The organism is Niastella sp. (assembly GCF_045805085.1).
In the GTDB taxonomy this organism is placed as follows: Bacteria; Bacteroidota; Bacteroidia; order Chitinophagales; family Chitinophagaceae; genus Niastella.
On the sequence record NZ_JBJMLX010000329.1, the window covers coordinates 1 to 12,601 of the forward strand.

The following is a 12,601-nucleotide window of genomic DNA, read 5'->3' on the forward strand; positions in this document are numbered from 1 at the left end:
AGTTCAAAGGCGTCTACTGCATATTCTTTATAGGCAGTAATAAATATAACCTGCGGTCTGTTTTTAAGAGTTCGTAAAAAGCCAATACCATCCAGTACCGGCATATGTACATCCAGGAACAGGATATCTATGGGTTGTTGTAACAGGATATCCTTTGCTTCAAATACATTGCCGCAGCTGCCTATCACCCGTAGCTGTGGCAAATGGCTGCAGTAACTTATTATAATATCCCGCGCAATAGGTTCATCGTCTACAACAAGACAGTTAAACATACCTGTTATTTTATTTTTAAGCGAAGCTGAACAATGTACATATTGTCTGTGATAAACTGATCCAATTTGTAATTTTCTTCATATAACAGGTTCAACCGCCTGATGGTGTTGGGAAGCCCCAGGCCCGAGCTTGCCTGGCTGATGCTGTTCTCCTGTTTTAATTCACTGTATGAGTTCCTCACTGAAAATACAATAAAATTACCGGTAACATTCAGGTCGATCTCAATGAAGATCTTTTCGTCCAGGGTGTTGCGGGCGTGTTTGAAGGCGTTCTCAATAAATACGATCAGTATCATAGGAGCAATAGTGATCCGTGGATCATTTATCGTTTCTATTTCGGTTCGTAATACCAGCCTGTCGCTTAACCTCAGCTTTTCAAAGCTGAGATAATTATGAATATATTCCAGTTCTTCCGTTATAGATACAAACAGATTTTTGGTATCGTACACCGAATAACGCAACAGGCTGCTTAGTTTTAATAACAAGGCGGGTACTCGTTCATGTTGGGTTATTGAAATGCCATAGATATTGTTCAACGTATTAAACAGAAAATGCGGGCTCAATTGCGATTGCAGCAGGTTCAATTCACTTTGTTTTTGTTCGGTAGCTAACCGGGCTGCCTGGATCTGTTTTTGAATGGAAGCCCTGATCAACTTTATAAAAATACCCATTACCAGGCCAATAATGAGGAAGGGCAGGGTAGTAACGGAGAATTCAATGATGTCTCCGGGGGAGTCAAAGATCTTTTTTGCGACCAGGGGCCATATAATGATGATGGCCATCAGTGTTAAAACTGTATACAGGCTAAAATGAAACGGTTTATTGCGCAGGTAGAATTGTATGCAAAGCGCTCTGCCCATATAAATACAGGCCAGAAAGAAAAGACAGGCAAAAGTGGTTAACCCGATTTTCGCCAGAATAAAATGGTAGTAATAATACATGCCTGTTATTACCAGCATTACTACACCCATACTGAAAATGGCATGTATAACCAGGGCTTCGTTGGTGATCTTTCGGGATGCTGTTCGCATGCTATAAAGATCGCGATAGTTTTTGCAAACCCGGTTGTAAAATGTTTAACCAGGGGAAATCAGGTACAGACAGGCCAAAAACGGTGATGAAATTTTAAGCCTGAAAAGGGCGGCGTTCAACCTCATTTTGCCCGCATTCAACACAACGATTTTATAGGGTCGGGGCAACCCATAAAATTTGTAAAAACAAGTAGTATGAAGTCCCTTATTCCAATTTGTACAATGGTTTTATTATTTGTGCTTCACCATACCTGCGATGCCCAGGAAAAAGACAAACCCAAAGCTTTAAAAGAAGTGACCGTTACGGCTAAAATGCCGCCAATCAAACATAAAATAGATCGCATAATAGTAAACGTAGATGGGATGATTACGGCCGCCGGTAGTAATGCCCTGGAGATCTTGTCAAAAAGCCCGGGCGTTTTTGTAGATATGGATGGGAATATCCAATTAAATGGAAAGGGTGGGGTGCTGGTGCTCATCGATGACAAACCAACTTATTTGTCGGCCCAGGACCTGGCGGCTTATTTACGCTCCCTGCCGGCGGGGATGGTAGAGAAGATTGAATTGATAAGCAATCCGCCTGCACGCTACGATGCATCGGGCAGCGCTGTTATTAACCTGCAACTAAAGAAAAACAAAACCCCGGGTTTTAATGGGAATATGAGTATTGGTTATAACCAGGGCGCATATGCCAGAAGTAATGATGCCCTTAATATCAATTACCGGCATAACAAGATCAATGTATTTGGCAATGTTGGGTATTCAAGGGATGCGGGGTATTCCAGAGAAACCAGTCAGCGAAATTATGATAATACTTCAACCACGTTGCTTGACAGAAGGTATCACTATTCTTCCAATGGCTACAATTTAAGAGCAGGAATAGATTATTATGTTTCTGCCAAAACCACGCTCGGTATTTTATTAACGGGTGGTATCAGACCCAGATCAGATCAGTTGAATTATAACAGCGATCAATTAAATGCTGATCAAAAAACGGATTCTACAGCTATAGGCCACACCACCGGTGATTACCAGTGGTACACCGGGGGCATTAATCTCAACATGCTTCGCCGCATAAACGAAAAAGGTTCATCAATTACCGGCGACCTGGATTATGTGAACATCCATGTAAATGGCAGTCAGTATTTGTCAACCAATGTTTACCGGTTAGATGGAAATCTCAGCAGCGCCAATGATATCTTGTACCGGCTGCCCGCTGATATCGATATCTGGTCGGCAAAGACAGATTACAACCTTCCATTGAAAGGCAACGCAAATTTTGAAGCCGGGTATAAATCTTCCTACGTAAGTACGAACTATAAAAACAGCTGGTTGCAAAAGGCAGGGAGCGATTATGTACCCGATTATGGCCGGTCAGATCATTTTATCTATACAGAGAATATCAACGCGCTGTATGTAAGCGCCGCTAAAGAATGGAAACATTGGGCCATAAAAGGCGGCGTAAGAATGGAGAATACCCGGATGCATGGGCGTCAGCCTGGTAATATAGTTATTGCCGATTCGGCTTTTAAAAGGAATTACACCAAGTTTTTTCCCTCGTTTTATTTTTCCTGGAAAGCTGATACCTCCGGTCATCACACAATCACCATTAGTTATGGAACCAGGATCCGCAGACCCAGTTACCAGCAATTAAATCCCTTTCTTTTTTATAACGACCGGTACTCCTATACTACAGGAAATCCATGGCTAAAACCTCAGTATTTATATGCCGTTGAATTGAAATATGATTATAAAAGTACCTTCGGGGTTGAACTGGCTTACCTGAAGGTCAACAACCTTATTCAGTTCATAGTACAACCTGTTGGCGATGTATTTGTGAATCGCCCTGAGAATTTTGGCCTTAATTATTCATTCAATGTTGTTTCCTGGTTGTCGGCAGATCTGGTGAAAGACTGGCATGTGAATGCAAAGCTTATTGTATTTCATTTGATAAATAAAGGAATGGCAGATGATCAAATTGTGAATAATAAGATCAATTCCGGTGAACTGGAGATAAGCAACCAGTTTCGCCTGTCGAAAAAATGGAGTGCAGAAGTAAGCGGGTTGTATGCAACCAGCCATTTACAGGGGCAAACAAAAACAGACCCGTTTTGGCATTTGAATGGCGGAATACAGAAAATGATCATGAAAGAAAAAGGTACGCTGAAAGTAAGCGTCAATGATGTATTTTACAGTATGATCAGGCGCGATAATACCACTGCAAAGGGCCTGCTTGCCCGGCGCATGGTTGAAACAGATACGCGAAGAATAGGGATCGCCTTTTCTTATCGTTTTGGAAAAGATACCAATAACCGGAAACGTAATCACACTACCGGTGGCGCCGCAGAAGAACAGGGCCGGGTGAATTGAGTGGCTGGCTTCAGATTTCCTTCAGGATTGCGCATTTTTTTTAAGCGTACCTTCTGCCGGTTAAACATTTTACATGAAACTATTGGTTATTGAAGATCAAATGGAATTATCCAGGAGCATCTGCGCCTATCTTAAAAAGGATAATTTCATTTGTGAACCTGCCTATAATTTTAATGATGCCATGGAGCGGATCCAAACAAAGAATTACGATTGTATCTTGTTGGACATATCGCTGCCTATGACCAATGGACAAATGGGCAACGGATTACAAATTCTGAATGAATTAAAAGAAATGGGCAAGGTAGACGGGGTATTGATCATCTCGGCAAAAAATTCATTAAATGATAAACTGGAAGGGCTTAATCTCGGTGCAGATGATTATTTAAGCAAGCCCTTTCATTTGCCTGAGTTGTCTGCCCGCATCAACGCCATCATTCGCCGCAAATCGTTTGAAGGGAAAAATAAAATAATGGCCGGTGACCTGGTAATCCATCTCCAGGATAAAATAGTAAAAGGTAAGAACGGCGAAATTGATCTTACCCGCAAGGAATATGAACTACTGGTGTATTTTGCCAGCAATATAAATAAGGTGGTAACCAAAGAAGCCATTGTTGAACATTTGTGGGGCGAACAAATTGATTTGAATGATAACCACGATTTCATTTACACCCACCTGAAAAATCTACGAAAGAAACTGGTGCTGGCAGGTTGTGCCGACAATATCAAAGTGGTGTATGGCATGGGTTATAAGTTTACCGTAAATGAGCAGCCATGAAATTATTAACACGCTACTCGTTGATCAACCTGCTGGTAATGGTCGTTATTTTTTTTGTTTCCAGTTGTACGCTGTACTTCTTTATTAAGGTAATACTGTTGCGCGAAATAGATGGCGATCTGGGTGGTATTGAAGATAAGATAAAAGAGTATGTAAACACGTATCATACGCTGCCAAACTTGTATGCGCTTGATGAAGAACAGATAAATTTCTACCCAACAGGCGAACAGAAAGCAACGAAGGAATTTGAAACGGTGCGGCTGTATAGTAAACGGGAAAAGAAACTACACAACTTCAGAAAGATGGCTTTCCCGCTGCAATTTAATAACAGCTGGTACCGCGTAACGGTAGCCAAACCTTTGGAGGGCATGCGGCATCTTTCGCATACCTTGCTGACCATTTCGGTGCTCACTATTTTGATAACTATATTGATCGCTATTGTAATAAACAGGTTCATGCTGAAGCGGCTTTGGAAGCCTTTTTATCAGTCGTTGGATGTGATGCGGAATTTTAAACTGGGCAAAACGGGTACGCCAGTTTTCCCGGAAACAACCATTAATGAGTTTGCTTTTATGAATGAAAGCCTGTTGATGGCGACAGAAAAAGCCGAACAGGATTACCTGTTGTTGCGGGAATTTACCGAGAACGCCTCGCACGAAATACAAACGCCCTTATCAATTATCCGTTCCAAACTGGAGATGATTATCCAGGAAGAAGACCTTTCCCAAAAGCAAAGTGAGCTGGCGCGGAGCGCCTTTACTGCAGTTAAAAAACTGACCCGGTTAAACCAGTCATTATTGCTGTTGGCAAAAATTGAAAACCACCAGTTTGATACAGCACAGGTGATAAACCTGAAAACAAAGATTGATGAAAAGCTGGAACAGTTCTCTGAATTGTGGGAAAGCCAGCAGATAAAAGCCGCCTGGGAACTGGAGGAGGCGACTGTGTTTATAAACCCGGAGCTGCTGGATATTTTACTGAACAATTTATTGAGCAATGCCAGTAACCACAACATCCCGTTCGGCCATATTTTCATCAAGCTCGAAGGGACGCAACTTGTTATCAGTAATACTGGTTATGCCGGTGCATTAGATCAAAAACGCCTCTTTTCCCGGTTCTACAAACAATCGTTGAACAGCAACCATAATGGACTTGGACTTTCCATTGTTAAACAAATTTCCCGGGTTTCCTTGATTAACATCAATTATTTGTTTGCCAATGGGCTGCACTCCTTCGTACTGAACTGGTGATTCTGTTTTTTTTCTGAGGATAGTTTTACTATACAATTAAGGAAACATCATTAAAGTATTAATTCATAAAAGCTGCTGACAGAGGCTGTTGTCATGCGCTATTTTTGCACCACAATCAAAAATAGTGATGACCAGTAGCGCACATTACCAAAAACTAATTGCTGTTCTCTCTTTTTTATTTACCGCCAGCTCCGCATTGGCTGGCACCATAAAAGGCCATGTGTATGATGGAGTTACCAAAGAACAATTGATTGGCGCCAATGTAGTGATCAAACATGAATTAAAGAAAGTAGTTACTTCACTGGACGGAGGTTTTTCATTCAAGGGCCTTGACAATGGGACCTACGAACTGCAAATATCTTATGTAGGATATAATGCAATAGATACAACCATTATCATTTCGGGAACTGAAACAAAGGAATTTGATATTTATCTTTTCCCCGAGGGTGTAACCTTATCGGAGGTTACGAAATCAGCGGCACGCGATGGCGGTTCAGACCAGTACGCCCAGAAAAGAGAACAACTGGCCAATAATATCGTCAATATCGTTTCATCCAAAACCATTGCTATCTCGCCCGATATTACTGTAGCCAACGTAATGCAGCGTATAAGCGGTGTGTCAATAGAACGTAGCAGTAATGGTGATGGACAGCATGCCATTATCCGCGGGATGGATAAAAGATATAACACGACGCTGGTAAATGGCATCAAGATCCCAAGTCCTGATAACCGCAACCGCTATGTTCCGCTTGATATTTTTCCTGCCGATCTGCTAGACCGGATAGAAGTTATCAAATCATTGACGCCCGACCTGGAAGGCGATGCCACTGGTGGTGTGATGAACCTGGTGATGAGAAGTGCGCCCAATCATTTTATCGCAGAGGGCAATATTGGTACAGGCTACAGTCAGCTTTTTTTGAACCGGGATTTCCATTCTTTTAATAGATCATCAGTAAATAGTAAATCTCCTGCAGAGTTGGTGGGCCCCGGCGCCTATGCGCCCGTGGAGGCGTTTCCCTATAATAACCTGGTGACAGATGCGTCAAAACCGCCAATAAACAAAAATGTAAACCTGACGTTGGGAAACAGGTTTTTACATAATAAGCTGGGGGTTATAATAGCAGGCAGTTATCAGAATACTTACCGGGGAAGTAATTCGCAGATCTTACAACAAAGCGCTACGGTACCACCGGCGCCCAATGATCATACGGCCCAACAGCCGGCTGTTTCCGATGATTTTTACCGTCAATACAATTCCCGCATCGACCGCTCAGGCGTAGAAGGCAAAATTGACTATGCATTAAATAAAAATAACTCCATCAGTCTTTCTGCCACGCACCTGCAGTTGAATGAAAGAAGGGTGCGGTTGACCAGCGATACGTTGTTGGGCGGCTACACGCTACCCAACGATTTCATAGGGCCCTATGCGATCCATAACAAAACAGAAACGCGCAGCGATCTGCAAACCATCAATAACATTACGCTCCAGGGCAGTAACTTATTATTCAGCAACCTTACTACCGATTGGTCGTTGACCGGGGCCTTGGCCAAAAGACAGGTGCCTGATATTGCTGAATTTTCTGTGGGGCAAAAAGTAACGCCCAATGCCGGCGCCGGCACCTATACTTTAGGAACATTGCAAACAGAAGATGAATCGCGTGAATGGATCCATAATACAGATAAAGACCTGGCCGGCTATTTGAATTTCCATTACAAAACAACCATTGCAGCCCGAACCGCATTGGTCGGTTTTGGCGGCATGTACCGGCATAAAGAAAGAGATAACTTTGATAATGCCTACAGCTTAACGCCGGTGAATGATAAGGACTCCGTTTACCAGAAATATGTTTCCATCCCTGAGAGCAAATTCACTTTTATTCCCTACAACGCGGCACTGGGTAACGCCGCGCAGAATCCTGGAATTTATCATGCGTATGAAAATGTATGGGCTGCCTATGGCATGCTGAAATATGAGCTCAGCAGCCGTTTTGAAATATTGGGTGGTTTACGGGTGGAGAATACGCACCAGAATTATATGTCATCGCTGAATGATGCGTTGCCCGGAAAATCGGCAGACCTCAACTTTATTGATTTCCTGCCCAGCGTGCAGGGCAAATATGCGATCAGCAAAACCAAAGACATTCGCTTCTCGTATTTCAGGTCTATTTTCCGTCCGGCCTTTGCCGACCTGATCCCGTTCCCTGACAAAAGCGGTTCCAACGATACGTATTTGGTAGAAGGCAATCCTTACATCAAGCATACTGTAATAGATAATTTCGATGTTCGCTATGAATTATTTCCCAAAGGGCTCGATCAGTTTATGATCGGTGCTTTTTACAAGCTCATCAACAACCCGATTGAATATGCATTTGCGCCTTATTCAACCACCAGTGGTAACTATGGCGCTACGCCCATCTTATCACCGCAAAACTTTGGTACAGCCAATAACTTTGGGGTGGAATTGGTTTTCAGAAAGTACTTTGGCAACTTTGGCGTATCAGGTAATTATACCTTCACCAACTCCGTGATCAACGCCACCAAATTGTATGTGTACCTTACCCCGGACAATGCTACTAAATTTACCAATGTGCCCGATCGCCGGCCGTTGCAGGGACAAAGCGCCCACATAGCCAATTTCTCCTTATTATATAAAAGCGCTAAAAATAAAACCGATGCCCAGCTGGCGCTTGTTTATACCGGGGAAAGAATTAATACCCTCTCCCAATACAAAGGTTTCGACAACTGGGAAAAACCAACCACCAATCTTGACTTTTCCGCACAACACCAGTTTGGCAAGCATTATATCATTTATGTAAAAGCAAATAACCTGTTGAATACGCCTTTCAGGTTGATCATAAAGCAGCATAACAATGCTTACCATACCAAAACCCAGTTGCCGTTCCAGGAAAGCACCGATTATATGACCGTTCAATACGATCGGTACTATGCTTCCTATTCTCTAGGATTCAGATTTAAATTCTAACATATAAATTTCCAACAAATGAAACATGTAATAATTGCAGGTTGCAGTTTGGTGCTTGCATTGGCATTCACGGCCTGTTCAAAAAACGACAGCAAAGTGTCGACGGCCCAGATCCAGATCGGGCAGCAGGTTGACAATAGCGCTCCGCTCTCCGGCGCTATTAAGGGAACCATGAAAACAGGTCTTACCTACACCATCACCGGGAACGTAACAGTTAACGCTGGCGATACGCTGTTGATACAAAAAGGCGTAACGGTGCAGGTTAAAAATGGCGCCTGCTTCTTTGTAAATGGTACATTGGTTAGTTTGGGAACCAAAGATGCCCCGGTTACAGTGACCGATCCTTCCAGGACAAAAACTACCGGATCATCAACCGCTACCAGCGATTCAGCCTATGCAGGTGGCTGGGGTGGTATCTGGTGCGGTCCTACCTGTCCGTTACTGGTGCTCAAATGGACGCATCTTGATTTCACCGGCGCTGGTTTGCAAAGCATTCCTTTTGCCGGTCCTGCAGTGGGTGATAAATATGCCGTTTACTTCGGTAACTACAGCGGTAAATTCATTATGGAAGATAGTTGGATCTATGGTACGCCCGATGATGCGATCAGGTATTATGGCGGCGACATCTTTATGGTGCGTAATACCATGGAAAAATGTGGCGCAACAGGTGGCGATGGTTTGAATGCCAAAGGCGGTACGCAAGGCGTCATGGCTTATAACCTGATCATTGGCGGTGCTACCAACGGTACCAAATCAGCGAATGATGGCAGCACCGGCAGACAGTGTATGATCGCCATGTTCAACAATACGTATGTAAACATGGGCTACAGGAATGTAAAAACCTTTGGCGCCCGTGGCGGTTCAATTGAAGTTGAAAACAACTCAAGAGCGCTGGCTTATAACAACCTGATGGTAGATTGTCAGTTTGGCCCAAGAATAGCCGGCGGAAATGATGTAACTGCTAAGGTATACCTGGCAGATACCACTGGCCCGCACAATGGCGACTTTATTCCAATGACAGCGTATGGCTATAACTGGAACTATGTTGATAATGCAGCACAGGCTGGTCAGATCGTTCCCACCAATGTGGCGCAGGCAGTAGTAACGCATCCGCAATCAACTGATATGCCCGATATGAAAACATTCCTGGGCGCCAGTTATACTTTCGGGATGCAATATAATGGAGCGGCACTGGTAGGACAGAACAACCCCCAATTTGTGAATTACCCTTTGCCCAATATGAATTTTCAAACCCAGGCTTCTGTAGATGGCTACGATTTTCATTTGAAAACCACTTCACCAGCTTTGGGCAAAGGCAATACCAACTTTACCATTCCGGTGAATGTGCCTGTAGATGCCAACTTTGGTGCAACGGCCGCTGTTAAACCTGGAAAAGATATTGGTTGCTACCAGGCTGATGGTTCAGGAAATCAACATTAATCAATAGACAATAAACAATAGACAAATGGGCAATAGGCAATTGGCAATAGACAATGGACAAAGAAGGGCAGGGTTGTTTATCATCCGGAAGGTTTTGGCAATTGCTTATTGCCTGTTGCCAATTATCATGTCCTCTTGTAATAAAAATGCACACCCGGCAACGGATCCACCTGCGGCTGATAAACCGGCTGCTAAGATCATCGTTGAAGGGAAGCACTCGTTGCCCGGACAGTTGCAGGAATCATCGGGACTTTGTTATACCGATGGAAGTCTCTGGAGTTTTGGGGATAGCGGAAATCCGAATTCGATCTATAAGATTGATTCCGCTACAGGCGCCATCTTGCAAACAGTTACCATTGCCAATTATCCCAATATTGATTGGGAATCTATTGCCGCCGATTCGTTGTACTTGTATATCGGCGATATGGGAAATAATAATGGTAACAGAACCGATCTTAAAATTTTACGGATCAAAAAAGCCGATCTGTTATCGGCATCGGCTCAGGTAAGTGTAATGGCCGACTCTATTAAATTTTCATACACCGACCAGACCAGTTTCTCTTATAATAGTAATACCAATTTCGATTGTGAGGCAATGGTAGCCGTCGGAAATAATTTATATGTCTTTACAAAAGACAGAGGGGATCTTAAAACCCGTTGTTATATGTTGCCCAAAAGTCCGGGTACTTATGCGGTGTCGACTGTTTCGGGTTTTGATGTAAGCGGAAGAATTACCGATGCCGCCTACAATAAGGTGACGGGGGAACTGGCATTGCTTGGCTATATGAGCCAGAAAGACAATTCCTTTATCTGGTTTTTTAGCAACTATCCGGGCGACCATTTTTTCGCCGACTCTTCCCGTAGAGTAACCATTGGCCGTTCATCGGATGAATGGCAAACAGAAGGGCTGGATTATATTTCCCCCACAAGGTTGTTGCTGAGTTGTGAAACAACGCCTGCGCATGCAGCCGCCCTTTATGATATTCAGAAATAAAGAATTTATAAAATACAACCAATGATACGTAGAGTTTTTATTTTCCTGCTTGTTGTATCCCACAAGCTTTGCGGGTTTGGGCAAACCCATACCTCGGGTATTGAACTGCTGAAAAAGACAGTGATTGGCGGGGAAGGCGGCTGGGATTATGTGTCGGTAAGTGCGGAAGACAGACGGTTATACGTTTCGCATAACAACCAGGTAGAAGTGCTGAATGCAGATACCCACGAAAAAATTGGCGTTATTCCCACAATGGGCGTGCATGGCATTTGCGCCATCCAGTCGCTGGGAAAAGGATTTATCACCAATGGTAAAGCCAATAATGTAACGGTGTTTGATATTAAGACCCTGCAGCCATTGGCACAGATCGCTACTGACGAAGACCCCGATGCGCTTTTGTACGATCAATATTCAAGCCGGGTATTTATTTTCAATAACGACGGAATGAGTATTACGGTTATCGATGCCTTGTCAAATAAAGTTATTAAAACCTTTAAAGTAGGAGGGAAGCCGGAGACCGGGATAACAGATGGGGCCGGTACCATTTATGTTAACCTGGAAGACGCCAATGAAATTGTAGTGTTTGACAGTAAAACGCTGGTTATTAAAAAGCGTTTTACCTTATCACCCGGTAAAGAACCTACCGGGTTGGCATATGATAAAGAAACACACCGTTTATTCAGTACCTGCCGCAAGAGTCAGTTGATGATGGTGATGGATGCCGATAATGGAAAGGTGATCGCCCGCTTACCTATTGGCAAAATGACGGATGGGGCTATCTTCAACGGGCAATCGAAACTGGTTGCCTGCTCAAATGGTGAGGGAACCATAACAATTGTGAAAGAACTGGCGCCCGATAAATTTGAAGTGGTTGATACCATAGTTACAGCGCGCGGCGCCAAAACCCTGGCTTTCGACAGCAAAACTGAACACCTCTATACAGTGACCGCCCAATTGGGCGATACGCCGGCGCCAACGGCAGCAAATCCAAAACCAAGACCTACTATTATCCCCGGCACGTTTATGCTGCTGGAATATGGGAGAAAATTATAGGGAAGCAATCGATAAAAAAACATTTATGCCCTTTTTATCGATTGGTATTTTTTATTTCGTTTTTTAAGTAACTGGTATATCGTGCCGCCTCTTCGGGCGTCAAATGTAAGCCGTCGGTTGTTGTAAATTTTAAAGAATCTGGTAACGGTATATAGCTGTATTTCGATTCCGGAAAGTTTTTATAAAATGTATTGCGTATCACATTCGCTTTAGGGAGATTCAGTAACTGGCTATTAACGGGCATTTCAAAAAATGTAACCTTTATGTGCTTTTGCTCCAGTTTGTTTACGTATTCTTTTAAGTTCTTAAATGCCTGGTTCAATAACGGTTCGTCTGGCAGTTTTGAATAGTCATCAATCTGTAATTGCAGTAATTTTAAAAATAGATCGTCTCCTTTTGGTGTATTCCCGTTTACAGGAAAGTGATTTTTAAT

Annotated in this window: 10 protein-coding genes; 7 read left to right on the top strand and 3 right to left on the bottom strand. The window is 43.2% G+C overall.

What is annotated here, in order from left to right; translation table 11 throughout:
* Both ACJ751_RS17400 and ACJ751_RS17405 read right to left on the bottom strand, forming a co-directional pair.
* Positions 1–272 (bottom strand): LytR/AlgR family response regulator transcription factor (locus tag ACJ751_RS17400; RefSeq protein ID WP_407746794.1); only part of this gene is annotated, 272 nt, incomplete at its 3' end.
* Positions 273–277: 5 nt separating this feature from the next.
* Positions 278–1,303, bottom strand: a complete 1,026-nt coding sequence (locus ACJ751_RS17405) for a sensor histidine kinase (RefSeq protein ID WP_407746795.1) — start codon at positions 1,301–1,303, stop codon at positions 278–280.
* A 195-nt stretch (positions 1,304–1,498) separates the two neighbouring features.
* Between ACJ751_RS17405 and ACJ751_RS17410 the strand changes: the two genes are divergently transcribed.
* The 7 genes from ACJ751_RS17410 to ACJ751_RS17440 all read left to right on the top strand — a co-directional run bounded on the left by ACJ751_RS17410 (position 1,499) and on the right by ACJ751_RS17440 (position 12,168).
* Positions 1,499–3,673, top strand: coding sequence for an outer membrane beta-barrel protein (locus tag ACJ751_RS17410; protein WP_407746796.1), 2,175 nt, complete (start codon positions 1,499–1,501; stop codon positions 3,671–3,673).
* A gap of 73 nt (positions 3,674–3,746) precedes the next feature.
* Positions 3,747–4,448 carry a response regulator transcription factor gene (locus tag ACJ751_RS17415; protein WP_407746797.1) on the top strand — a complete coding sequence of 234 codons (702 nt, stop codon included), beginning with the start codon at positions 3,747–3,749 and terminating at the stop codon, positions 4,446–4,448.
* Positions 4,445–5,698: a sensor histidine kinase gene (locus tag ACJ751_RS17420; protein WP_407746798.1), complete on the top strand. Its 1,254-nt coding sequence runs from the start codon at positions 4,445–4,447 to the stop codon at positions 5,696–5,698. Before ACJ751_RS17415 ends, ACJ751_RS17420 begins: the two co-directional genes overlap by 4 nt.
* A gap of 127 nt (positions 5,699–5,825) precedes the next feature.
* Positions 5,826–8,681 (top strand): TonB-dependent receptor domain-containing protein, encoded by a 2,856-nt coding sequence (locus ACJ751_RS17425; protein ID WP_407746799.1) that lies wholly within the window; start codon positions 5,826–5,828, stop codon positions 8,679–8,681.
* Between the two features lie 18 nt (positions 8,682–8,699).
* Positions 8,700–10,121, top strand: coding sequence for a hypothetical protein (locus ACJ751_RS17430; protein WP_407746800.1), 1,422 nt, complete (start codon positions 8,700–8,702; stop codon positions 10,119–10,121).
* A gap of 25 nt (positions 10,122–10,146) precedes the next feature.
* Entirely contained in the window at positions 10,147–11,115 is a 969-nt protein-coding gene (locus ACJ751_RS17435; protein ID WP_407746801.1) for a hypothetical protein, read from the top strand.
* A 21-nt stretch (positions 11,116–11,136) separates the two neighbouring features.
* The gene (locus ACJ751_RS17440) at positions 11,137–12,168 is read left to right on the top strand and encodes a YncE family protein (protein ID WP_407746802.1); all 1,032 of its coding nucleotides are present in this window, start codon (positions 11,137–11,139) and stop codon (positions 12,166–12,168) included.
* Between the two features lie 34 nt (positions 12,169–12,202).
* On the opposite strand, the gene ACJ751_RS17445 is transcribed toward ACJ751_RS17440, so the two are convergent.
* Positions 12,203–12,601: hypothetical protein (locus ACJ751_RS17445; RefSeq protein ID WP_407746803.1), on the bottom strand; the 399-nt coding region annotated here is incomplete at its 5' end.